The sequence below is a fragment of the Binatus sp. (SeqCode) genome, from assembly GCF_035272065.1.
Lineage (GTDB): Bacteria > Desulfobacterota > Binatia > Binatales > Binataceae > Binatus.
On the sequence record NZ_DATEQZ010000060.1, the window covers coordinates 1 to 21,281 of the forward strand.

Consider the following 21,281-nt stretch of genomic DNA (forward strand, 5'->3'; position numbering starts at 1 on the left):
TGGAGTCCTCCATGTCACACCTGAAACCTACAGCGCTATCCAACCTACCCTCTCAACCCCTTGATGAGGGTGGGTTGGATAGCGCGCCTATCTTGACTCCAACCACAGTCGCTCTCCCGTGAAAATAACGGGCGAGGTAAGAATCGGACGCCCTCGATCCGTTACCCAGTTCTAACAGGGACGAAGTCCCGCATCTTTTCTTTTAACTGGGTGCAGGGGTCACCCCTGCCCAAGGAGGTGCGGAACCCAAGGTGGGTTCCGCATTCAATCAAGTTATTTCCCCTTCCCCTATCCTTTGGGCAGGCCGAGCACGCGCTCGCCGATGATGTTGTGCTGGATCTGATTCGTGCCGGCGTAGATCGTCGGCCCGCGCGCCGCCAGCATTCTGAACGACCACTTGCCCTTGTCAACTGCGAACGGTGCGTTGAATTCGAGTTGGCTGTACGGCCCCAGTAGTTCCATCGCGTACAGCGCAATCTTGAGCGCGAGCTCGGTGCCGCACAGTTTCATCATCGAGCCTTCCGGCCCGGGCGGCAGTCCCTTCAACTGACGCGTCAACTGCCGATAGCCGGTGTATCGGAGCGCCAATGCCTCGGCCGCGAACTCCGCAACCCGTTGGCGCACGCTCGAATCGTCCCACGCGTTGCTACCGTTTCGCGGGATTCGCTTGGCGAGTCGCGCCAGTTCGTGGACCTCGCCCAAATATCCTTCGCCGCCGCCGCCACCGCGCTCGAACATCAGCGTGGTGATCGCGACCTGCCAGCCGTTATTGCGCTCGCCGACGATATTTTTTTTCGGCACGCGCACGTCCTCGAAGAAAACTTCGTTGAAGCCTTTGCCGCCAGTCATTTGCACCAGCGGACGCACGGTGATTCCCGGACTGTGCATGTCGACCAGCAGGTAGCTGATTCCCTTGTGCTTGGGCGCGTCGGGATCGGTGCGCACCAGCGCGAAGATCATGTCCGCATGCTGCGCCATCGAGGTCCACACTTTCTGCCCGTTGACGACGAAGTCGTCGCCGTCGTCAACTGCGCGCGTCTGCACCGACGCGAGGTCGGAACCCGACCCCGGCTCCGAGTATCCCTGGCACCAGATTTCCTCGCCTTTGAGAATTTTCGGAATGTGATTTCGCTTCTGCTCTTCTGTCCCCCAATGCATCAGCGTCGGACCGAGCAGACTAATTCCCATCCCGATAAACGGCTCGCTCAATCCGAGCCGGTTCAGTTCTTCCCGATAGATCAGCCGCTGCATGACGGTGGCGCCGCGCCCGCCGTACTCCTTGGGCCAGTTGACCGCGACCCAGCCGCCCTCATTGAGCTTCTTGTGCCATCTGACGCGCGCCTCCCAATCACCCGCGCCCTCCTCGGCCATCATATTGGCGGGCGGCGGCGCGTACTTCTTGTTGGCCTCGAGCCACGTGCGCACTTCAGTCCGAAAGGCCTGGTCTTCCGGTGTATAGTTGAAATCCATCGGTTGAATTCTTCTCCCCTGATTTACGAATCGCGCGCCGCTTAACCCTTGGGCAGTCCGAGCACACGCTCACCGATAATATTATGCTGAATCTGATTGCTGCCGGCGGCAATCGTGCCGCCGCGCGCCGCCAGCATTCGGAACGACCACTTGCCCTTGTCAATCGCGAACGGCGCTTTGTACTCCATCTGGCTGTAGGGCCCGAGCAGTTCCATCGCGAACAATTGGATTCGCATGTTCAGCTCGGTGCCGCACAACTTCATCATCGAGCCTTCGGGCCCCGGCGGCATCCCCTTCAGCCGCCGCGTGAGCTGCCGATATCCCGTGTAGCGCAGGGCGGTCGCCTCGCAGGCGAACTCCGCGATTTTCTGCCGCACGCTCGCGTCGTCCCACGCCGTCGCGCCGTTGCGCGGGATCGATTTCGCAAGCGCCGCCAGCTCGTGGACTTGCGACATCCCTCCGCGATCACCGCCGCCTCCCGAGCGCTCGAACATCAGCGTCGTGATCGCGACCTGCCAGCCCTGGTTTTTCTCACCGACCAGATTTTTCTTCGGGACGCGCACGTCTTCGAAAAAAACTTCGTTGAATCCCTTGTTGCCGGTGATCTGCACCAGCGGCCGCACCGTCACGCCGGGGCTATGCATATCGACCATCAAATAGCTGATTCCCTTATGCTTGGGTGCGTCGGGATCCGTCCGCACGAGCAAAAAAATCCAGTCGGCGTGCTGCGCGATCGACGTCCACACTTTCTGCCCGTTGACGACGAAGTAGTCGCCGTCCTCGACCGCGCGCGTTTGCAACGACGCCAGGTCGGAGCCCGAACCGGGCTCTGAATATCCCTGGCACCAGATTTCTTCAGCCTTCATGATCGGCGGGATAAAGCGCTGCTTCTGCTCCTCAGTCCCCCAATGCAACAGCGTCGGCCCGAACAGGCTGATACCCATCCCGATCATCGGCGCCGCGACGCCCGCGCGTGCAAGCTCCTCGTTGTAGACGATGTTCTGCAAGATTCCCGCGCCGCGGCCGCCGTATTGCTTGGGCCAGCTCGGCGCGAGCCATCTGCCCTCGGCCATCTTCTTCGCCCAGCGCTTCTGCTCTTCGAACGCGCCCCGACCTTCGGCCATTCCGATCGTGGTCTCGCCCATATGCGGCGCAAACTGCTTGTTGGCGTTGAGCCACTGGCGAAACTCCATCCGGAACGCTTCGTCTTCAGGATTGAAATTGAAATCCATCGCTCATTTCTCCTGGCACGGCTCGACGGCCTGTACCGGCTGTTGACGATCACCCCGCTGACCGCATCGTGCCTGAACTTAAAACATTCGCCACCCGCTCTGCAAAGGCTGGCCGATGGCTCGGCGGAGAGATAAAAGCATGGGCATGCCGCAGCCGAAGAATCTCGCTCCGAATCTATGGATCGTCGACCAACCCGACCTGGGCAGCGGCCCGGCAAGGGGAATCGGTACGCGGATGACGGTAATCAAGCTCGCCAGCGGTGGCCTGTTCCTCCATTCGCCGACCAAACTCGACGATGAAACCAGGCACGCGCTCGACTCGCTGGGAGAAGTGCGCGCGGTCGTGGCGCCTTCGCGCGCGCATCATCTTTTCGTCAGTGACTACGTCAAGACGTGGCCTGCGGCCAAGCTCTACGGAGCGCCCGGGCTGGTCGGCGACATCAAGGATTTCCGGGCGCGCGGCGGCGCGCGGCGCGACCTGAAACTCGATGCGGTTCTCAGCGACGAACCTCAATCTGAATGGGCCGGCGAGATCAATCAGCATCTGTTCAAGGGTGCAAGGTGGTTGAACGAAGTGGTATTTTTTCACCGGCCGAGCCGCACCGCGATCTTCACTGATCTCGTTTTCAACGTGCCTGCGGATTTTAAGGGCGCGCGAATCTTCTACACGATCGTAGGCGCGCGAGGGCGTTTCGGACCCCACCTCATCGTTCGGCTCGCCATTCGCGACCGCAAGGCCGCGCGCGAATCCGTCGCAAAGATTCTCGAATGGGACTTCGATCGCGTGATCGTAACGCACGGCGACGTGCTCGAATCCGGCGGCAAAGCAAAATTCGCCGCAGCGTTCTCGTATCTCTAACACCGGGTGCAGGGGTCACCCCTGCCGAAGGAAGTGTGAAACCCACCGTGGGTTTCACGTTTAATCAAGTGATTTGCCCTTCCCCCGTTTGACAACACTTTCGCTATTGCGGAAAGTCCTAGTCCGAGCATGATTGTGAATCTCAAACTCGACCTTCCCGACGATCTCTTTGACGCCCAGTTCACCGAGTCCGATTTCGCCGCGCGCGTCCGCGAGCTCGCCATCCTCGAACTCGTGCGCGTCAAGCGCATCCACGAGCATGAGGCCAAGGAGATGCTCGCACTGGAGCGCTACGAACTGGTCGAGCGGATGAAGGCCGCCGGCATCGCGCCGACCGAGGACGTCTTCGCCGAAATCAAGGGCGAGCTGACCAAGGCAATCGACGCCAGGCGCGGCCGGCCGCGACGGGAACCCGAAAAGCCAAGAGGATAACCGCATGCGCCTGCTGCACACGATGCTCCGGGTCAACAACCTCGACGAGTCGCTCAAGTTCTACTGCGACAAGCTCGGGATGAAACTCCTGCGCAAGCACGACTTCTCTGGCGGCGAGTTCACCCTCGCCTTCGTCGGTTACGGCGACGAGCGAGAGACGGCCGTCATCGAGTTGACCTGGAATTGGGGCACTTCGAAATACGAAATCGGCACCGCCTACGGACACGTCGCGCTCGGCGTCGACGACATTTACAAGACCTGCGCCGAGCTGAAGCAAAAGGGCGTCAACGTCGTGCGCGAGCCTGGCCCGATGAAGCACGGCACCACGCCGATTGCGTTCATCGAGGATCCCAACGGCTACAAGATCGAACTGGTTCAACAAAAGTAGGCGCTGGCCCATGCGCGTCGCGAAAAAGGTTGGATTGCGATGAAAGCAGCAGTGTTCAAGAAAAAAGACGAGATGGCCGTCATCGACGTGCCCAATCCCGTCGCCGGCGCCGGCGAAGTCGTGCTCAAGGTGCACAATTGCGGAATCTGCGGCTCCGATCTGCACGCCGTCCAGTACGGCATCGGGATGCCGGCCGACACCGTGATGGGCCATGAATTCTGCGGCGAGATCCATTCGCTGGGCCCCGGCGTCCGCGGCTACCAGCTCGGAGATCGCGTCACCTCGCTGCCGTACATTGCATGCGGCGAATGCGCATGGTGCAAGCGCGACGACGCGATGCATTGTTCCAAGCTCCGCAGCCTCGGCCTCGGCCAGCTCCCCGGCGCCTACGCGGAGTTCGTCGCGTGCAGCGCCGCGAGCCTGCTCAAACTCCCCGCCAACGTCAGCTCACGCGCCGGCGCGCTGGTTGAGCCGCTCTCGGTCGGATTGCACGGCGTAAATCACGCGTCGATCGAACCGGGGATGGGCGTAGTCGTGATGGGCGCGGGACCGATCGGCCTCTCAACCTTGATCTGGGCCAAGGCCAAGGGCGCAAGCGCGGTAGTAGTATCGGAACTCGCGCCCGGCCGCACCGAGCTTGCGATGAAACTAGGCGCCAGCGCCGTCGTGAATCCGACGGAAAGCGATCCCGCCGAAGCGGTGAAATCGATCACCGGCCGCCCGCCCGAGGTCGTCTTCGAATGTATCGGCGTCAAATCCACGCTCGGCGCCGCCATCGGGATGGTCGGGCGTCACGGTCAGGTGGTCGTCATCGGCGTCTGTATGGAAGCCGACAGCATCTTTCCGCTGAGCTGCGTGATGAAGGAAGTACAAATCAATTTTGCGCTCGCATACACCCGCGGCGAATTCCAGGAAACCATCGACGCGCTCTCGAACGGCACCATCGACGCCACGCCGATGATCACCGACGTCATCAACGTCGAGCAGGTCCCCGAGATGTTCACCGCGCTAAAGCGACCAGGTACGCGCGCCAAAGTGATGGTGGAATTTCCGCACTGATCTTTCTTATCATTGGGTGCAGGGATCACCTCTGCCAAAGGAAGTGTGAAACCCACCGCGGGTTTCACATTCAATAAAGTGATTTGCCCTTCCCCTAAACCCCGAAAAATTCCTTGATCGCCGCCAACGCCTCGACTTCCGTCAACGACGGGGCATGCCCCACGCCCGGCACCTCGACGGCTTTCGCCTGCTTGTGCACCTTGCACATCCTGCTCGCCGTCGCGCTCGCCAGGATATCGCTCTCCCCTCCGCGCACGATCAGGACCGGGCACGCGATCCGCGCGTACGGTACCCACAAATCAAATCGCTGCTGCGCGGTGCCGCCGCGAAGCGGGCGACGCACGCTAGGATCCATCTTCCATACCAGGCTGCCGTCGGCGCCCGGCTTGACCGACCATTTCACCTGCTCGCCGATCACATCGTCAGCGAGCTTCGCCATCGGCGGATAATTTTCCCTGTAGTACTTCACCACTTCGCCAAGGTCTTTGAAGCGTTCCGGCGCCTCACCGACGTAATTCGCGATTCGCGCCACGCCCGCGGGATCGATTTCGCAACCGATATCGTTGATCACCAGCCGCTCGACGCGCTCCGGCCACCCGCCCGCGTACGTCATCGAGATTATTCCGCCCATCGACGTGCCAATCAGACTCGCACGCGCTGCGCCCAGCTCCTCAAGCATTCGCCCGAGGTCCGTCATATAATTTTGCGGGAGATATTCCGTCGGCGGACCCCACTGGCTGTCGCCGCGCCCCCGCACGTCAACCGATATCACGTGATACTTAGCCGCCAGATGCGGCGCGAGCGCGTCAAAGTTGTGCGCGTTGCCACTCAGCCCATGCACGCATACGACCCACGGCGCGCCCTCATTGCCGTAATCCAAGTAGTGGAGCCGAAGACCGTTCGCGCTGATGAATTTATCGGATGCCATTATTTTTTTTCATCTCCGTCTCTCAATTCGGATGCGGCGTTTGCGCAAGCTGCCACAATCTCTCGGGCACGATTATCAATCGCCGTCCCTCGCGCGTGATAACGCCCTCGCGCTCGAAGTCGTTGAGCTGCTCGGTCGTGCGCTGCCGCGACGCTCCCACCAACTCCGCCAAATCCGCATGCGTCAGCTTGATCGTCAGCAGCGTCCCGCGCGAGTCGCGCACGCCGAATTTTTCCGCCAGCTCGAGCAGAGCACCCGCCAGCCGCTCGCGCAGTCCGAGCCCCACGAAGTTCGCGTACCGAACCAGCATCCCCCACCAGCGCCCGACCGTCGCGTCTAAAATAATGCTGAGCCGCTCGAGCGGAACGCCGAGCACAGTATCCACAAAAATTTCCGGCTTCACCACCGCGACGAGGCAATCGCTGTACGCTTCGCATCGAAACGGCCGCGTGGTCTGCGGCAGCAACGACGACAATCCGAACACCTCGCCCGGCCCCACGAATCCCACCAGCACGCGCTGCTCGCGGTTCACGTAACAGAGCTTCGCCACGCCCGACAGCAGAATATAGACGTGACTCGACGCCTCGCCCTCGCGGAAGATCGCGCCTTCGCGCCGCACCTTGAGCGGTGCCGACGCCGCCGCCAACTGACGTGCCTGCTCGTCACGCATCCACGAGAGCGACTTGAGCCGCGTGATCGATTTCAGATCTATTGCGAGATCCCCAGCCACGGACGCTACCTACCACAATCACCCCAATTGTCGCGAATGTGACACTGCGCGCGATTTTTCTCCCCGATTTGCTCCTTTTGTCACACCTGCGACAAACGTAAGTGTATCTAATCCTTGACCTAACTGTCATATTAACGGAACTTACTTAACCAACAATGAGGCACGTTCACAGAACCCGAGAGGAATCCGCCATGGCCACCAACGACGACAACCCAAGGAGCAAACTGAATTCCATCGACTCTACTTTTTCCGACGAAGTCCTGAAGCTCGCACAATGCCTGATGCCCGAGCCGCCTACCTCCAAGGTAAAGCGGATCGTTGCCAACATCACCGATAAGGGGATCGATCGCCAGCTGCATGAAATAGGCTGGAAGGCGTACGACACCGTTATCGGCGCTGCCAACAACGCCACCAATCGTGTCTTCACCAGTCCCGCCGTCGGCCAGGTCCTCGGCGGTGCAATCGACATCATCCTGCGCTACCAGCGCTTCAACGCCGCGGTCGCCGGCGCGTTCTTCTCGGCGCTGTGGCCCGCAGTCGGCCTGCCTTCCGCGACCGAAGTCGAAGCAATCCGCAGCGACGTGCGCGCGATGCGCGAGGAGCTGCGCGACGCCGTCGCCGAGCGCGACTCGAAAGACGACTTCGCAAGCGAACTCCATATCGCCGTCCGCGAGTCGATCGTCAGCCAGCAGGCCGACGAAAAAATCTCCGCGCGCAAAACCAACGGACATCCGGCAACTCACATCGATCCCGCGACCATGCCCGCGAAGAAGTCCAGCGTCTATCAATTCTCGGTCTGGTCGGGATGGCCCGGCGCGGATCCAATGGAGCCAGGTGAAGATGTCGGCAATTAACGAAATCGCTTCGCTCTGGATGGAAGGCACGATGCGCACGCTCGACGCGTTTCGCACCGGCTTCGGCGCCACGATGGACGATCCGCCGCCCGCGACGCGCTCGCGCGTGATCTACGAGTCGGGCCTCGTGCGACTCCGCCATTACGAGGCGCGCGGCGCCAACAAGAAGCGCGTGCCCCTGCTCCTCATCTACTCGCTCATCAAACGCCCGTTCATCCTCGACCTCCAGCCCGGCCGCAGCGTCGTCGAGTATCTCGTCAAACAAGGCTTCGACGTTTACCTGATCGATTGGATTCCGCCCCGCTCCGACGACCGGAATCACGGCTTCGACGAATACGTAAACACCGACATCGCCAACGCCGTCCGCGCCATCCAGATCTATACGGGCATCGAGCAGATCTCGATCCTTGGCTACTGTTTCGGTGCGTTGCTCGGCTTGATCTACAGCGCACTGCACAGCGGCAATGTGAAAAATCTCGTCACCTTGACGATCCCGCTCGACACCAGCCCGCGCCAGTTGCCTATCGAGCATCTTACCGCCGCGATGACTTCGCGCAGCGCGAAGGTGATCGTCGACATGTACGGGAACGCGCCGGCCTGGATGATGTACTCGTTCTTCAACACGCTCGCGCCCACGCATCACCTGCTCGACAAGTTTGTCGGTGCGTACCGCAGCTCCGCGCGCCCGGGCTACCTCGACACGTTTAAACTGTTCGAGCGATGGCTCCACAGCGACGTGCCGATGGCCGGTCGAATCTTTCTCGAGACCTCCGAGATGTGGCGCGAGAACTCGCTGATGAAGGGCACGATGAAGGTCGGCGAAACGATTGCGGACCTCACGCGCATCGCAATGCCACTGCTTAACGTCATCGGCGACCGCGACGACATCGTCAACCCGCTATCGAGCGAGCCGCTGCCCGAACTGGTGTCGAGCGGCGACAAACAGAATCTGCATTACCCAACCGGCCACATGGGCGCTGCGATCAGCGCCGACTCGCTTAAGCGGCTATGGCCACAAATCGCGACCTGGCTGAGCGCCCGCGATGACTGAGAACGTAAAACCGCCGGTTTCGTCGCGTTCGCGACAAAAGAGACGGGCAAAGCCGGAATCGACGACTAACGTTAGTAAACCAACCGGCGGGCTCGCGCCGCGCCGACAAGCAGGAGAAGAGGATATGGCAGAAAAAGAGAACGGTTCAGTGTTCGAGGGTCTGTTGAGCGTCGAGGGCGCAAAGAAGTTCGCCGCGTGGTATATCGACACCACCGAGAAAGTCGCCAAGCAGGCGATCGATTTCCAGGCCTCGGCCACCCAGTGGGCCAAGGAAACCCCACTCGCGGCGATCTTCGATGCGCAGATCGAATACGGCAAAAAGTTCGTCGAGCGTTCCGCCAGCGCCGCGCGTTCCCTCTGGCGCCTCGAATAAATCCTACCGCGACTTGATGAACCGATCGTAGGGGCGCCCCTATGTGGGCGCCTGCGGGCGGCCATAGTAGTGGCCGCCCCTACGGTCCGGACCGCGCCCGCGAACCGGCGTGATTGCTGGTTACACTTCGACTATCCTCTGAACTAGTCTTTCTCTGAGCACATGGCCTCCGAAGTCACCGCTGCCGCCGACTCATCCGACGCACCCGAGATCTCCCGCGAGGAGGTCCAGCGCCGGCTGCACGATTCTTCGCTCACAATCGTGGACGTCCTGCCCGAAGCGTCGTACGTAGAGGCGCACATTCCGGGCGCTATCAACATTCCTCTTGAGCAGCTTCGCACTCGCGCGCGTGAGCTGCTTCCCGACCATGCCGCCGACATCGCCGTCTACTGCGGGCAATTCACATGAACTCGCAGCGAGCAGGCGGTCGCCTTGCTGCATGAACTCGGCTACTCGAACGTTCGCGATTATCGCGCAGGACTCGCCGACTGGGTGGAATCTGGCGCACCAACCGAGAGCGTAGCTGAGGCTGCCTTGCAGCCGGACCAGGCAGGAGCCGTGTTCGCCGGGCCTCCGCTGTCGATTTCGCCGGACGGAGAAATCGGCCGCGGCCCCGCGCGCGTCTCCCGCATGCGCCGATTCGACAACTCCGTCCTGGATCTCGTCCAGCAACGCTCCACCCTCCAGCTGTTCCTCATCTGGATCGGAACGATCCTGCTGAGTGGCTTCGCCTACTGGCTTGGCGCGCGGATAGGCGCGCATGGCCTGGTCGAAGCAGGCCACCCGGTTGGCGCCGACCTCAACGGATTCGGAAGCGCGCTCTACTTCAGCTTCGTGACCGCGACTTCGATCGGCTACGGCGACATCGTGCCGGTCGGGGGCGCGCGTGTGATCGCGGTCGCCGAGGCGATCGCCGCACTACTTATTTTCGGCGCGGTCGTCGCCAAGTTCGTCTCTCATCGGCAGGAAGTGCTGGTAAGCGAAATCCACCGCGTCACTTTCGAAGAACGGCTCGACCGCGTTCAGACCAACCTGCACATGGTGATTTCGGAACTGCTCTCGATCGCTGCGATGTGCGAGTCGCCGCACGCGCCGCTGAATCGAATCCGCGCCCGCCTGGAGAGCGCCACGCTGCTCTTCCAGGGCGAGCTGCGTACGACCCACGATCTCCTCTATCAGCCGCGGCTGATGGTCGAGGAAGGGGTCCTCGCCTCGATTCTCGCGGCACTGTCCTCGGCCATGAGCGTATTGTCCGACCTGCTTGCAAATCTGCCGCCGGAATTTTCGCGCTCTCAGCCACTCGATATTTCGCTACAGAACATCGCGCGCCTCGCCGAGGACATTTGCGGCGAGTGCGTCCCCCATACCTACACGCCAAGGCTCGTATTCTGGATGGATCGCATACAGGCAACAGCGCGCTGCATAAAGTAAGTACGAAGGAAGGTCGAAGTCACGATTGTCCCCCTTTCCACTTGGGTCGGTCAGCCCTACCGCCCACGCATGCGTCCATCTCTAAGCACCGGCAACAGCATCGAAGGATAGTCGGGCGACCCTGCGAAAACCGTTGATCTTATCGGCGGCCGATACTCAAATGCGCGGGTGGTAACGAACGGCCTCCCGAATACGTCAGCGTGGCTAACAACGATGACGAATCGCAGCGACAGGTTGAACTGCCGGACCTCGTCCAGCGTCTGAAGTGGCAGTCGCAATCCTAAGCAAAAGCCTTCCGCCTTCTCTCCACCACCGATGACATTGGCGCGAACGTTCCCATCCGTCGTGCCGATGGCGGCAAGCTTCAGATCCGTATTTTTGAGCGCGCCCCTGCCCAGCAGCATCCGCACCCGGATTCGGCGGACTACGCTGATGCCTTTCCCGCGATTGCGCAACATGAACCTGAGCGTGACGTTGGCAATATTGCTGGAACCCGCGACTGCGTACCTCAATGGCTCAATCGCAATATTTTCCGCCATGCTTCGAGCGGCGAGCGTCGTCGGCATCGGCAACGACATCCCAATCTCCTGCTCTTCGACAAACAAGTACGGTCGTTCCGCGTTGAGCGCTAGGGTCGTTAGCTCGACGCTCTGGCGTGCGGTCGCCTGCGCCGCCGCCGCCATCTCCTGCTGATGACGACTGAAGTCTCCGAGCCAGCCCGCCGCGAGCGCCGCCATTTCGGCGTTCCGGCGCGCTGCCGTTTCCGCCGTCTCCGCCATCTCCTGTTGCCTGCGCCTGAAGTCTCCGAGCAAGTCCGCAACAAGAGCCGTCAGCTCGACGCTCTGGCGCGCGGTCACCTGGGCCGCCGCCGCCGTCTCCTGCTGATGACGACCGAGGTCTCCGAGCCAGCCCGCAGCGAGCGCCGCCAGTTCTTCGTTCCGGCGCGCGGCTGTTTCCGACGCCTCCGCCACCTCCAGTTGCCTGCGCCTGAAGTCTCCGAGCAAGTCCGCAACAAGAGCCGTCAGCTCGACGCTCTGGCGCGCAATCGTTTCAGCCGCCTCGACCATGTCGTTTCCGCGGCGGCCGAAATTTTGGAGCAACCCTGCGGTGAGAGTCGTCAGTTCGATGCTTTGGCGCGCGATCGTATCAACCGCCTCCGCCAGCTTCTGTTGTTTGCGCCCGAAATCCTCGAGTAAGCCGGTAGCGAGTGTCGGCAATTCGACGCTCTGCCGCGCGATTGTCTCAACCGCCTCAGCCGTCTTCTTTTGCTTGCGACCTAGGTACCAGAGGAGGCCCGTGAAGATGGCGAAAAAAATTGCGGAGCATACTGTCGCAATCTCTCCAACAATTTTCCATCGCCCTTCAGAGGAAGGCGGCGTCGTTGGAGCGGCGTAGTTGAAAGTCCCGTAGTAGTTGTAAGGTTTGTCAACCGTGAGCGTGTGTACCTCGCCTGCGGGGCGTTGCTGGGCGGGCGTCGCCGATGGACTGCCGCTCGGCTCACTGGCGATGCTTCCCCGCGCGGCGCAGAAAAGTGTGGCCAGAGTTATCCCGACCAACGCCCACAATGGCTTCGAGTGCTTCATTCAAGCTCGGCGGATAAACCGGAATCGGTCTGGCCTTTGGCACAAATAAAGACTCAGAGCAAGGAGAGCTCTAACTTAGCGCTTGGCCGTGCGCGCTCGTCCTGGCCAGCGGCGCTGCCCATCAGGTTGGCATTGCGTGAGGCGCAGGGCGCCATCTATGCCGCGATACAGGCTACCAGCTTCGGGTAACTCCGACGCGCGGCCGCGGCCGCCGTACTATGTGTCTGCGCGTCGCCTTGGCGGGATGCTTCCGATTTCACGCCACCGCTTCGTAGCACAGCAAGACCTTTCCATTGCCGAAGGTCCGCGTCTTTGTCAGCTTCAGGTTCAGCGCCTTTTTGATGCCGTCGAACATCGTCCTCCCCTGGCCAAGAACGACAGGGGTCAGAACGATTTGGAACTCATCGATCAGACCTTCCTGCGCCAGTTGCGCCACGATGCTGCCGCTTCCCAAAATCGCCATGTCTCTTCCGGGCTCTTGCTTCATCTTTCGTATTTCTGCGGCCAGCCCGCCATTCACCAACTTCGTATTGTTCCACGACGCTTTGTCCAGCGTTTTCGAAAACACAACCTTCGGCAGACTATTCATCCTTTCCGCCACGATAGGATCGTTTTTTGTCGCCAAGGGTGTCGGCCAGTAGCTAGCCATGAGCTCATAGGTAATCCTGCCGAACAACAGCTGGCCCCCGTTAATTGCATTATCCGCGACAAAGGCATTGAACTCCGCGTCGTTGTCATTCTTGGACCAACTGAAATCGCCGTTCACCCCGGTAAAGTAGCCATCGAGCGTCACGCTATTGGAAGCGACCAGTCTCCGCGTCTGAGCGTATTGCATATGAAATCTCCCTGATTGAGAGCTTTGCGCATCCCTCCACGCTCTGGCGCGAGGTCATCGCTTAAGAGCAATCCGTCGGATAAAAATGATCGGTGCTCTGCCTTCGTTCGTCACGATATTTTTTGACTGCCGCCACCAGTCTGCTCTGCTCGATTCTTGCCTCGTCGCCGACCCTCGCACAAATGGACTACGAAACGGGCAACGATACCGTCTTCGCGCATTCCGAGACTCTCCCGTGGTGGCTCTCGGCGCAAGGCAACTTCATCTTCCAATGGCATCCGCGCTTTCACGCCGACTACAGCGGCGCCAACAGCTTCGAGCATGCCTCCGAACAGGCCGCTTCCGAAGTCACCACGCTCTACACCGGTCTCGAGTTGTCGCCGACGCTTGAAGCCGTCGCGGATTTCGAAAGCGCCGGCGGCAGCGGGCTCAGCCAGACTCTCGGCCTGGCCGGTTTTCCCAATCTCGACGCGGTTCGCAACCCCGGCCTGAGCGCGACTCCTTACCTGGCCCGGCTCTGGTATCGCAAAGTGATCGCGCTAAGCGACGATACCTTCAGCGTCGAGCGCGACCCTCTCTCGATCCTCAGCACCCTGCCGGTCCGCCGCCTCGACATCCACGTCGGCAAGTTCGACATGGTGGACTTCTTCGACCTCAACAGCATCGCTAACGACAGTCACACGCAGTTCATGAACTGGACCGTCGTAAACAACGGCGCCTACGACTACGCCGCCGACACGCGCGGCTACACCTGGGGCGGCGTGATCGACTACGAAGATCGCGCGTGGGGCATTCGCTTCGCCGAGGCCCTCGTCTCCAAGCGCCCCAACGGCCTCAATCTTCAAAAGAACCTTCAGGATGCGCACTCGGAGAACTACGAAATTGAGTTTCGTCCGGAATTGATCGAAAAGCGCGACACCGCCGTTCGACTCCTCGCGTTCACCAACTTCGCGAACATGGGCGACTACCACCAGGGGATCGATCTGTTCGCGCAGGGAAAGACTCCGGTGCCCGAGATCACCGACCATCCACGGCAGACGGAACTGAAGTACGGAGTCGGCGTCAACGCCGAGCAGGAATTCACCGGCTATCTGAGAGGCTTCGTCCGCGCCGGATGGAACGAAGGCGAGCACGAATCCTTCAACTACACCGAAGTGAACGAGACGGTCGCGTTCGGAGGCGACCTCCGCGGGGTCCTATGGAATCGCCCCCAGGACAAGTTCGGCGTGGCGTTCGTCGGCAACGGCCTCTCCCAAAGACATCGCCAGTACCTGGCCGAGGGCGGCCTGGGCTTCCTCCTGGGTGACGGCGCGTTAAGCTACGGCCCCGAGAAAATCATGGAGTGCTACTACAACTTCCCAATCCCGGTGCACGCCGGCTTCTTCGGCGCCGTGGATCTCCAATACATCGACAACCCCGGCTACAACCGCGCCCGCGGCCCGGTGGTAGTCCCCGGAATGCGCCTCCACGTGGAACTCTGACCCTCGCGCCCGTCGCGCGACCACCCGTTCCGACTCCTCGCCGATCGTTACGACGGAGCCAGCAAATACCTCACGTGGATCGTCAGCCTCTGCTGGCCCCCTTTGTAACTGAACCGTGCATCGTCAAACTTGGGCGGTCCAAACTTGCCGACCGCGCCATTCGATGCGCCCACACCTTCCTTTGGCATTCCGATGAAATTGCGATCGAGTTTTCCGTTCCCGTTGTCGTCGTGAAACACTGCAACCGCATAGTTGCCGGGCGCGACGTCGCCGAAAACGCATACCGCCTGCCCGTTTTCGATCTTGCTCTTTGCCGTCTTGCCGGCTTTCGAGGAATCCCCCGCCACTGCGGGTCTGCTCTGCACAATTCTCGCCGTGTCGCCGGCCGTCGCCGACATCGACTACGACACCGGAAGCTACACCGTCTTCGCGGATTCGGAGACCCATAGTGGTTCTCCGCGCAAGGCAACTTCATCTTCCATTGGCATCCGCGATTTCATGCCGCATAAGCGGCGCAGGCATGATGACTCTAACTCTATGGCATGATAGCAAGGGCTCTAACACAGCCTTTGCTCGTTGCGCTCTACCTATGGTGACGAACCCCGATGGCCTGCACGCTCACTCACTTACTGATAGGTTTTCGCGCCTTAGAGTTCTGCGTTCTCTTTCCTTTCCCGACTACCAACCACTGTCATCAAAGCTTAACCGGTTCGATCACACCTACTGCTTGACCTAAGCGCGCACCGGTGCGATAAGCCGGATTGTAGCACTGGCTGATCGTTTTGTTTTCCTTTTGGTCGGGATTCAAGGGGGTGAGTTCACTTATGAGTACCTCCCTTTCTCGCTTTCCTTTTGCCGAAAGTCGCGCGCCATCCCGCATGAGTAAGACTCCGTAGGAATTGAGAGTCTTAGTCTGGGCGCTCAAATTTCTCTCGAGCAGCGCCACGCAACCCGCATCGTCCGGAGGTGAGCGGCGGCCCGGGAAGGAGAGAGTGAGATGAGAACATTAACGGCGGGCGCCTTGGCGCTCGGCTTTATGGCGATTGCGGCTTCGGCAGCTCACGCCGATACGTACGCCTGTGTAAACAACAGTTCAGGCGAAGTGAAGATTGTCGCGAGCTGCACCGTCGGGACGAATGCGAGCCCATGCCACCACAACGATACCTGCGACTTGATTTTCGCCTCTGGCACGATTCTACAGCGACTGGCCGCGGACTTCCAAAATGACACCTCTCTCGGCGGTGAAGAGGTTAGCACGACCGCAACTCCAGCTGCTGGCGGCTTATTGGTATATTCGAAAACGCTCCCGATCCCGTTTGGCGTGGCCTACATTACATTTTCCGCTCAAGGTGATGTGCACAATGGGTCGGCCATGCTGATGCAGGCCTCCGTCACCGATGCAGCAGGTAATGAAACGATCTGTCAGCCACTGGCAGGGCAAACCGGCATAGGCGGCGGCGGACCTCATGCTTCACCTGCCACAGCCGGGCACTGACACGGGCAACTGTAACGACGGTGGCGGGGGCACGGCAGACTGCCATGACAACAACATCATGTTCTCGTGCTGCTCTCAAATAACACCTGACACCGCGGCGACCACCCATACAGTCAAGATCAGGCTTGCTGACCTGCCCGGAGGTGTCCCCAACGTCGCCTTTTACGAAAGGTCGACCATCTACGTTGATGGGTCGCCGAATCCTGGCGGCAATCTTTGCACGGGAGTCGGGCTCCCCTGACGAGTTGCTCTGATTGAGGCAGGCTCGGCTGATCGGGAGCGAGCGCGCCGTGGCGGGAATTCCGCTACGGCGCGCCTTCTTCCACCGACTTGCAACCTCCGCAGGTGCGCACTCACATATGGTCATTCGCGCGCTCAAGTTCTGCGCCGAACTTTCCAAGCATCTTACGCGGACTGCGCGTGCGTGCGCGGGCGGATCGACTCGGCCAGGTCGGCGGCGAATTTGCGCGCGTCCTCGGACGGCAGGGTTGATATCGTCACGCGGATCCCCGGCGCGCTTTTGATTCGATAGCTCTCGCCGGCGCGAATCGCCCATCCCTTCGCCGCCATCGCGTTTGCCACCGCCGCTTCTTCCGCGACCGGAACCCACACGTTCAGCCCCGAGCGTCCGCGCGCCTCGATTCCGTGTTGCGCAAGCGCCTCGATCAGCGCGCGCCGCCGACTCGCGTATGTATCGGCTGCCTTATGGAGCACCGCGGGCGTCGCCCCGTCCGCCCACATCATCGCGACGAGATCCTGCAGGATATGACTGACCCATCGCGGACCGAGACTCTGCCGCCCCTGGACCCGCGCGACAGTCAACGCGTCGCCCGCCATCACGCTCACCCGCAAATCGGGTCCGAGCGACTTCGACACCGACCGCACCGTCGCCCAATACGCACGCCCGCCCGACAACGTGATCGCTGGCGCACCCGCCACCTGTCCCGCATGGTCGTCCTCGATCAACACGACCTCGGGAAACGCGGCGAGCACCTGCCTCAACTCGGCTGCGCGCTTGCGATCGAGCGCGCCGCCGCTGGGGTTCTGTGCGCGCGGCGTCAGTATGAATGCCTTAGCGCCAAGCTTGAGTGCGCGATTCAAATCCGCCGCCAGCGGCCCCGAATCATCGATCGCGACCGGCTCCGCCACCAGCGCCAGCGCCGCAACCAGATCCAGTACGCCGGTATAGCTCGGATCTTCGACCGCGACGATGTCGCCGGGCCGCAGATGCGCCTGCAGCACACGTTCGATACCGTCGAGCGCGCCGCTGACGATTGCAATCGAGTCGGCGGCGATCGCGTCGCCCTTGAATTGCCGCGCCGCGAGTTTCATGAGCGCGGCGCGATTCTCCGCGTCGCCGTACCTGCCCTGGATTCCCTCGAGCCGCGAGAGATACGGCTTCAGCTTCGGCAGCATCGCCGGGTCCGGACCGCCCTCCGCCAGATTGCGCAGCCCCGGCGCCGGCGGCGGGAAGACCGCGCGCGTCAGCAGCGGCGGCCGCCGATTGACGACCGTCCCGCGACGCCCGGAACCGTGCACCAGGCCGCGCACGCGCAGCGCGTTGTAGGCCGCCGCGACCGTGGTCGGACTAACGCACAGCTTCGTGGCCAGCGCGCGCACCGTCGGCAGCCGCTCGCCGGCACTCAACGTTCCACTGCGAATTCCATTTTCGATGCTCGCGGAGATCTGGTTGCTTGAGTCTCCACGAATTTGATATTGTACCGATACGTTCATAGTTACGTACTGTAACAAAAGGGATAGAGAGATGGAAGAGACGGCAGAGCACGTATCGCACGCGGTCAATCTCAACAACAACACGATCGCGCCGACGGCGCGCACCCGCGTCAAGCGCCTCCCCAAGCGCGCCTCGTATGACCGCGACGCCATCTACTCGATCCTCGATACCGCGCTGGTTTGCCACGTCGGCTTCGCCCTCGGCGGGCAACCCTACGTGATTCCCACGCTTCACGTCCGTATCGCGGACCGGCTCTACATTCACGGCTCGGCCGCGAGCCGGATGCTCGGGGCCGCGGCCGAGGGAACGCCGATAGCAGTTACGGTAACGCATATCGACGGCTTGGTGCTGGCCCGTTCTGCGTTCCATCATTCGGTCAACTACCGCTCAGTCGTGATTTTGGGCGCTGCAACTCTGGTCGCCGACCCGGTGGAAAAGTTCGCCGTGATGAAGGGATTGATCGATCACGTGACGCCCGGCCGCTGGGACCATATTCGGCATCCCAATGATAAGGAGCTGGCAGCCACATCAGTCCTATCGATTCCAATCGTCGAGGCGTCTTCGAAGCTCAGGAGCGGCGACCCGCTCGACGACGAGGCCGACTATGCGATGCCGGTTTGGGCGGGACAGATTCCTTTTACGACCAAATCGTTGACACCGGTCTTCGATGCGCGCCTCGATCCGTCGACCCCAGTGCCGGCCCACGTTGCAGAGTACCGTTTGCCTGCGAATCGAGGAGCGAGAGTAACATGACAGCGATGGTGGTGATGGAGACGGGCAGATTTCTGATCAGCACGGATCGATCGAAGCTCGACGTGGATGTTATTCACGGGTTTCTCGCGCGCTCATACTGGGCGGCGGGAATCCCGCGCGCAACGGTCGAGCGTGCGATTGAAAATTCGCTGTGCTTCGGCGTTTACGACGGTGCCGATCAAGTTGGTTTCGCACGCGTCATCTCCGACTTCGCGACGTACGCGTATATCGCCGACATCTTCATCCTCGAGCCGTATCGCGAACGCGGGCTCGGCAAGGAGTTGATGGCGTCGATCATGGCGCATCCCGATCTGCAGGGGCTGCCGCGATGGAGTCTCGGCACGCGCGACGCGCACGGGCTGTACGTGCAGTTCGGTTTCAAGCCGGTCGACAATCCGTCACCGATCATGATGGAAATAGTGAACCCCGAGATCTATTCGCGTTCTTGAATGGCCTGCGCGCGCGTTCTATATAACAAGTGTTAGGGACCGCGGCCGCCGGCTGACGCTCGTCTTGGGCGCGGCCAGGAGTGCGCATCGCGCGAGTCTCCATCGGAGGAATCAATGGATTTCAAGTTCAGCGCCGAAGACGAGGCGTTTCGCGCGGAGTTCAGCGGCTGGCTCAAGGCCAACCTGCCCAAGGCGGGCAAGAGCGAAGATGAAGGCGACTTCATGCGCGAAAGCAGCGCGGACGACTGGAAGCGGCGGGTCGAGTGGCACAAGAAGATGCACGCGGGCGGCTGGGTCGGAATCAGCTGGCCCAAGGAATACGGCGGACGCGGCGCGACGCTCACGCAGCAGATCATCTACAACGAGGAGCTCGCGAAAGTTAACTCGCCGATGCTGGTCAACGGACTCGGCATCATGCTCGTCGGCCCGACGATCATTCATTGGGGCACCGAGGAGCAGAAGAAGAAGCACATTCCGAAAATCCTTTCCGCGGACGAGCTCTGGTGCCAGGGATATTCCGAACCCGGCGCCGGCTCCGACGTGGCGGGTCTGCAGACGCGCGCGGTCGAGGAAGGCGACTACTTTATCGTCAACGGGCAGAAGGTTTGGACCTCGGACGCGCATCACGCGGACATGTGCATTCTGCTGGTGCGCACCGATCCCGACGCGCCCAAGCACAAGGGAATCAGCTACATCCTGGTCGATATGCACAGCCCCGGCGTGACCGTGCGCCCGCTCGTGCAGATCACGGGCGACGCGAATTTCAACGAAGTCTTCTTCGAGGACGTCAAGGTGCCGAAGAAAAATCTGATCGGCGAGAAGAACCAGGGATGGCAGGTCGCGATCACGACGCTGATGTTCGAGCGGTCGGGAATCGGCGGCGGCCGCGACATGATGGGCCAGGTCAGGGAGCTGGTCGAGCTGGCGAAGACCGTCCGCAGCAACGGGCACACGGCGTGGGAAGATACCAGCGTGCGCCAGCGGCTGGGAGGTTTTGCGTGCGAGGCGGCTGCTCTGCGCTACACGGGCTTTCGCCAACTGACGCGGCGGCTCAAGGGTCTGCCGCCGGGGCCGGAAGGTTCGGTGCTCAAGCTATGCACCAGCGAACTCAATTTGCGGATGAACAAGTTCGCGATGGAGATGCTGGGGCCATACAGCCAGATGGAATTCAAGGCGCCGCATGCGCTGGACAAGGGCAAGTGGTCGTACCGGATGCTGGCGTCGCGGGCGCTGACGATCGCGGGCGGCACCAGCGAAATCCAGCACAACATCATCGGCGAGCGCGTGCTCGGATTGCCCAAGGGCTAGTTACTTTTCAATTGAGTAATCGACGAAGGGCGGCCTGGCAGCGGGTCGCCTTTCTTGTTTTGGGCGAGTTATGAAACGGATATGGAAGGCAAACTGGTCAGGCTGAGAGCTTATGAGAAATCCGATCTGGACGCCGTGATGAAATGGGTCAACGACGAGGAAGTGACCGATTTGCTCGGCGGCGAGATGCTGGTCTATCCCGTCTCGTCGATTGCCGAGGCGAAGTTTATCGAGGCGGCCGCTGGTTCATCTGACAGGCAGAAGAACTTCGTGATCGAGACGCTCGCGGAGCGCAGATATATCGGTGCGATTTCGTTCAACGTAATCGAGTGGCACAATCGATGCGCTGGCTTGGGAATCGTGATCGGCGACAAGTCGTTGTGGGGCAAGGGCTACGGCACCGATGCGATGCGCGTGATGATGCGGCTCGGGTTCGACAAGATGAACCTGCATCGGCTGTGGCGGCATGTGCACAATTACAATCCGCGCGCGATCGCATCGTACGAAAGATGCGGATTCAAGCGCGAGGGAGTGCTCCGCCAGGAGCATTTCGCGCGCGGGCGGTATCACGACACGATCGTGATGGGGATTCTCGAGAGCGAGTATCGCGCTGTCACCTAGCGCGCGCGGTTATTGGCCGGTTCCTGACAGGTTCACTGTTCGCGGGCCGCTCGAGCCGTTGTTGTTGATGGTTAGGAGGCCAGCGCGCGGTCCGATCGCGGTCGGAGCGAAGACGACAGCGTACTTGCAATTCTTTTTTGGCTTCAGCGTCGTGCCGCAGACCTTCGACAGCGCGAAGTCGCCGGTCACCCGCGCACCTATCACCGAGATCGAG

Annotated in this window: 23 protein-coding genes; 15 read left to right on the plus strand and 8 right to left on the minus strand. The window is 61.1% G+C overall.

The genetic code is table 11. The annotated features are described in order from the left end of the window. Nucleotides 1-288: 288 nt before the first annotated feature. Nucleotides 289-1,470 (minus strand): acyl-CoA dehydrogenase family protein, encoded by a 1,182-nt coding sequence (locus VJX68_RS11705; protein ID WP_324095875.1) that lies wholly within the window; start codon nucleotides 1,468-1,470, stop codon nucleotides 289-291. Nucleotides 1,471-1,511: 41 nt separating this feature from the next. Continuing rightward, nucleotides 1,512-2,702 carry an acyl-CoA dehydrogenase family protein gene (locus VJX68_RS11710; RefSeq protein ID WP_324095876.1) on the minus strand — a complete coding sequence of 397 codons (1,191 nt, stop codon included), beginning with the start codon at nucleotides 2,700-2,702 and terminating at the stop codon, nucleotides 1,512-1,514. A 115-nt stretch (nucleotides 2,703-2,817) separates the two neighbouring features. Between VJX68_RS11710 and VJX68_RS11715 the strand changes: the two genes are divergently transcribed. The 4 genes from VJX68_RS11715 to VJX68_RS11730 all read left to right on the plus strand — a co-directional run bounded on the left by VJX68_RS11715 (nucleotide 2,818) and on the right by VJX68_RS11730 (nucleotide 5,440). Continuing rightward, the gene (locus VJX68_RS11715) at nucleotides 2,818-3,561 is read left to right on the plus strand and encodes a DUF4336 domain-containing protein (protein WP_324095877.1); all 744 of its coding nucleotides are present in this window, start codon (nucleotides 2,818-2,820) and stop codon (nucleotides 3,559-3,561) included. A gap of 135 nt (nucleotides 3,562-3,696) precedes the next feature. After that, the gene (locus VJX68_RS11720) at nucleotides 3,697-3,993 is read left to right on the plus strand and encodes a hypothetical protein (RefSeq protein WP_324095878.1); all 297 of its coding nucleotides are present in this window, start codon (nucleotides 3,697-3,699) and stop codon (nucleotides 3,991-3,993) included. 4 nt (nucleotides 3,994-3,997) lie between these two features. Next, on the plus strand, nucleotides 3,998-4,381 hold the full coding sequence (gloA, locus tag VJX68_RS11725) for a lactoylglutathione lyase (protein ID WP_324095879.1): 384 nt from the start codon (nucleotides 3,998-4,000) through the stop codon (nucleotides 4,379-4,381). A 39-nt stretch (nucleotides 4,382-4,420) separates the two neighbouring features. Beyond that, nucleotides 4,421-5,440: a zinc-dependent alcohol dehydrogenase gene (locus tag VJX68_RS11730; RefSeq protein WP_324095880.1), complete on the plus strand. Its 1,020-nt coding sequence runs from the start codon at nucleotides 4,421-4,423 to the stop codon at nucleotides 5,438-5,440. Nucleotides 5,441-5,534: 94 nt separating this feature from the next. On the opposite strand, the gene VJX68_RS11735 is transcribed toward VJX68_RS11730, so the two are convergent. Further along, nucleotides 5,535-6,368: an alpha/beta fold hydrolase gene (locus VJX68_RS11735; protein WP_324095881.1), complete on the minus strand. Its 834-nt coding sequence runs from the start codon at nucleotides 6,366-6,368 to the stop codon at nucleotides 5,535-5,537. Between the two features lie 22 nt (nucleotides 6,369-6,390). Then, the gene (locus VJX68_RS11740; RefSeq protein ID WP_324095882.1) at nucleotides 6,391-7,098 is read right to left on the minus strand and encodes a Crp/Fnr family transcriptional regulator; all 708 of its coding nucleotides are present in this window, start codon (nucleotides 7,096-7,098) and stop codon (nucleotides 6,391-6,393) included. A 191-nt stretch (nucleotides 7,099-7,289) separates the two neighbouring features. Between VJX68_RS11740 and VJX68_RS11745 the strand changes: the two genes are divergently transcribed. The 5 genes from VJX68_RS11745 to VJX68_RS11765 all read left to right on the plus strand — a co-directional run bounded on the left by VJX68_RS11745 (nucleotide 7,290) and on the right by VJX68_RS11765 (nucleotide 10,807). Further along, nucleotides 7,290-7,952: a hypothetical protein gene (locus VJX68_RS11745; RefSeq protein ID WP_324095883.1), complete on the plus strand. Its 663-nt coding sequence runs from the start codon at nucleotides 7,290-7,292 to the stop codon at nucleotides 7,950-7,952. Further along, nucleotides 7,939-9,003, plus strand: coding sequence for an alpha/beta fold hydrolase (locus tag VJX68_RS11750; RefSeq protein ID WP_324095884.1), 1,065 nt, complete (start codon nucleotides 7,939-7,941; stop codon nucleotides 9,001-9,003). The genes VJX68_RS11745 and VJX68_RS11750 overlap by 14 nt, the downstream gene beginning before the upstream one ends. Before the next feature lie 124 nt (nucleotides 9,004-9,127). Beyond that, nucleotides 9,128-9,376, plus strand: coding sequence for a hypothetical protein (locus VJX68_RS11755; protein ID WP_324095885.1), 249 nt, complete (start codon nucleotides 9,128-9,130; stop codon nucleotides 9,374-9,376). Between the two features lie 162 nt (nucleotides 9,377-9,538). Continuing rightward, entirely contained in the window at nucleotides 9,539-9,784 is a 246-nt protein-coding gene (locus VJX68_RS11760; protein WP_324095886.1) for a rhodanese-like domain-containing protein, read from the plus strand. 24 nt (nucleotides 9,785-9,808) lie between these two features. Continuing rightward, nucleotides 9,809-10,807 (plus strand): ion channel, encoded by a 999-nt coding sequence (locus VJX68_RS11765; protein WP_324095887.1) that lies wholly within the window; start codon nucleotides 9,809-9,811, stop codon nucleotides 10,805-10,807. A gap of 56 nt (nucleotides 10,808-10,863) precedes the next feature. On the opposite strand, the gene VJX68_RS11770 is transcribed toward VJX68_RS11765, so the two are convergent. Together VJX68_RS11770 and VJX68_RS11775 are read right to left on the minus strand one after the other, a co-directional pair. Beyond that, nucleotides 10,864-12,390, minus strand: a complete 1,527-nt coding sequence (locus tag VJX68_RS11770) for a hypothetical protein (protein WP_324095888.1) — start codon at nucleotides 12,388-12,390, stop codon at nucleotides 10,864-10,866. A 256-nt stretch (nucleotides 12,391-12,646) separates the two neighbouring features. Next, the gene (locus tag VJX68_RS11775) at nucleotides 12,647-13,225 is read right to left on the minus strand and encodes a dihydrofolate reductase family protein (protein WP_324095889.1); all 579 of its coding nucleotides are present in this window, start codon (nucleotides 13,223-13,225) and stop codon (nucleotides 12,647-12,649) included. A gap of 182 nt (nucleotides 13,226-13,407) precedes the next feature. Here VJX68_RS11775 and VJX68_RS11780 point away from each other — a divergent pair, with 182 nt between their 5' ends. Next, the gene (locus tag VJX68_RS11780) at nucleotides 13,408-14,706 is read left to right on the plus strand and encodes a carbohydrate porin (RefSeq protein ID WP_324095890.1); all 1,299 of its coding nucleotides are present in this window, start codon (nucleotides 13,408-13,410) and stop codon (nucleotides 14,704-14,706) included. A gap of 47 nt (nucleotides 14,707-14,753) precedes the next feature. On the opposite strand, the gene VJX68_RS11785 is transcribed toward VJX68_RS11780, so the two are convergent. Next, complete coding sequence (locus tag VJX68_RS11785; protein WP_324095891.1) at nucleotides 14,754-15,104, minus strand: DUF2141 domain-containing protein; 351 nt, start codon at nucleotides 15,102-15,104, stop codon at nucleotides 14,754-14,756. Nucleotides 15,105-15,703: 599 nt separating this feature from the next. Here VJX68_RS11785 and VJX68_RS11790 point away from each other — a divergent pair. Beyond that, nucleotides 15,704-16,201 (plus strand): hypothetical protein, encoded by a 498-nt coding sequence (locus VJX68_RS11790; RefSeq protein ID WP_324095892.1) that lies wholly within the window; start codon nucleotides 15,704-15,706, stop codon nucleotides 16,199-16,201. A gap of 405 nt (nucleotides 16,202-16,606) precedes the next feature. Here the strand turns inward: VJX68_RS11790 and VJX68_RS11795 are convergent, their stop codons facing one another. Further along, on the minus strand, nucleotides 16,607-17,935 hold the full coding sequence (locus VJX68_RS11795; protein ID WP_324095893.1) for an aminotransferase class I/II-fold pyridoxal phosphate-dependent enzyme: 1,329 nt from the start codon (nucleotides 17,933-17,935) through the stop codon (nucleotides 16,607-16,609). A 31-nt stretch (nucleotides 17,936-17,966) separates the two neighbouring features. On the opposite strand from VJX68_RS11795, the gene VJX68_RS11800 reads away from it, so the two are divergent. The 4 genes from VJX68_RS11800 to VJX68_RS11815 all read left to right on the plus strand — a co-directional run bounded on the left by VJX68_RS11800 (nucleotide 17,967) and on the right by VJX68_RS11815 (nucleotide 21,067). After that, nucleotides 17,967-18,689, plus strand: coding sequence for a pyridoxamine 5'-phosphate oxidase family protein (locus tag VJX68_RS11800; RefSeq protein ID WP_324095894.1), 723 nt, complete (start codon nucleotides 17,967-17,969; stop codon nucleotides 18,687-18,689). Next, on the plus strand, nucleotides 18,686-19,138 hold the full coding sequence (locus tag VJX68_RS11805; RefSeq protein WP_324095895.1) for a GNAT family N-acetyltransferase: 453 nt from the start codon (nucleotides 18,686-18,688) through the stop codon (nucleotides 19,136-19,138). The genes VJX68_RS11800 and VJX68_RS11805 overlap by 4 nt, the downstream gene beginning before the upstream one ends. A 114-nt stretch (nucleotides 19,139-19,252) precedes the next feature. Next, nucleotides 19,253-20,446 (plus strand): acyl-CoA dehydrogenase family protein, encoded by a 1,194-nt coding sequence (locus VJX68_RS11810; RefSeq protein ID WP_324095896.1) that lies wholly within the window; start codon nucleotides 19,253-19,255, stop codon nucleotides 20,444-20,446. A gap of 81 nt (nucleotides 20,447-20,527) precedes the next feature. Further along, a complete protein-coding gene (locus VJX68_RS11815) occupies nucleotides 20,528-21,067 on the plus strand; it encodes a GNAT family N-acetyltransferase (RefSeq protein ID WP_324095897.1) in 540 nt (179 codons plus the stop codon). Nucleotides 21,068-21,281 lie beyond the last annotated feature (214 nt).

Bases quoted from the DNA above. Each gene is read 5' to 3' on its own strand.
- VJX68_RS11705 (WP_324095875.1), bottom strand. From the start codon at position 1,470: ATGGATTTCAACTATACACCGGAAGACCAGGCCTTTCGGACTGAAGTG.
- VJX68_RS11710 (WP_324095876.1), bottom strand. From the start codon at position 2,702: ATGGATTTCAATTTCAATCCTGAAGACGAAGCGTTCCGGATGGAGTTT.
- VJX68_RS11715 (WP_324095877.1), top strand. From the start codon at position 2,818: ATGGCTCGGCGGAGAGATAAAAGCATGGGCATGCCGCAGCCGAAGAAT.
- gloA (WP_324095879.1), top strand. From the start codon at position 3,998: ATGCGCCTGCTGCACACGATGCTCCGGGTCAACAACCTCGACGAGTCG.
- VJX68_RS11730 (WP_324095880.1), top strand. From the start codon at position 4,421: ATGAAAGCAGCAGTGTTCAAGAAAAAAGACGAGATGGCCGTCATCGAC.
- VJX68_RS11735 (WP_324095881.1), bottom strand. From the start codon at position 6,368: ATGGCATCCGATAAATTCATCAGCGCGAACGGTCTTCGGCTCCACTAC.
- VJX68_RS11745 (WP_324095883.1), top strand. From the start codon at position 7,290: ATGGCCACCAACGACGACAACCCAAGGAGCAAACTGAATTCCATCGAC.
- VJX68_RS11750 (WP_324095884.1), top strand. From the start codon at position 7,939: ATGTCGGCAATTAACGAAATCGCTTCGCTCTGGATGGAAGGCACGATG.
- VJX68_RS11755 (WP_324095885.1), top strand. From the start codon at position 9,128: ATGGCAGAAAAAGAGAACGGTTCAGTGTTCGAGGGTCTGTTGAGCGTC.
- VJX68_RS11760 (WP_324095886.1), top strand. From the start codon at position 9,539: ATGGCCTCCGAAGTCACCGCTGCCGCCGACTCATCCGACGCACCCGAG.
- VJX68_RS11770 (WP_324095888.1), bottom strand. From the start codon at position 12,390: ATGAAGCACTCGAAGCCATTGTGGGCGTTGGTCGGGATAACTCTGGCC.
- VJX68_RS11775 (WP_324095889.1), bottom strand. From the start codon at position 13,225: ATGCAATACGCTCAGACGCGGAGACTGGTCGCTTCCAATAGCGTGACG.
- VJX68_RS11780 (WP_324095890.1), top strand. From the start codon at position 13,408: ATGGACTACGAAACGGGCAACGATACCGTCTTCGCGCATTCCGAGACT.
- VJX68_RS11785 (WP_324095891.1), bottom strand. From the start codon at position 15,104: ATGTCGGCGACGGCCGGCGACACGGCGAGAATTGTGCAGAGCAGACCC.
- VJX68_RS11790 (WP_324095892.1), top strand. From the start codon at position 15,704: ATGAGAACATTAACGGCGGGCGCCTTGGCGCTCGGCTTTATGGCGATT.
- VJX68_RS11795 (WP_324095893.1), bottom strand. From the start codon at position 17,935: ATGAACGTATCGGTACAATATCAAATTCGTGGAGACTCAAGCAACCAG.
- VJX68_RS11800 (WP_324095894.1), top strand. From the start codon at position 17,967: ATGGAAGAGACGGCAGAGCACGTATCGCACGCGGTCAATCTCAACAAC.
- VJX68_RS11805 (WP_324095895.1), top strand. From the start codon at position 18,686: ATGACAGCGATGGTGGTGATGGAGACGGGCAGATTTCTGATCAGCACG.
- VJX68_RS11810 (WP_324095896.1), top strand. From the start codon at position 19,253: ATGGATTTCAAGTTCAGCGCCGAAGACGAGGCGTTTCGCGCGGAGTTC.
- VJX68_RS11815 (WP_324095897.1), top strand. From the start codon at position 20,528: ATGGAAGGCAAACTGGTCAGGCTGAGAGCTTATGAGAAATCCGATCTG.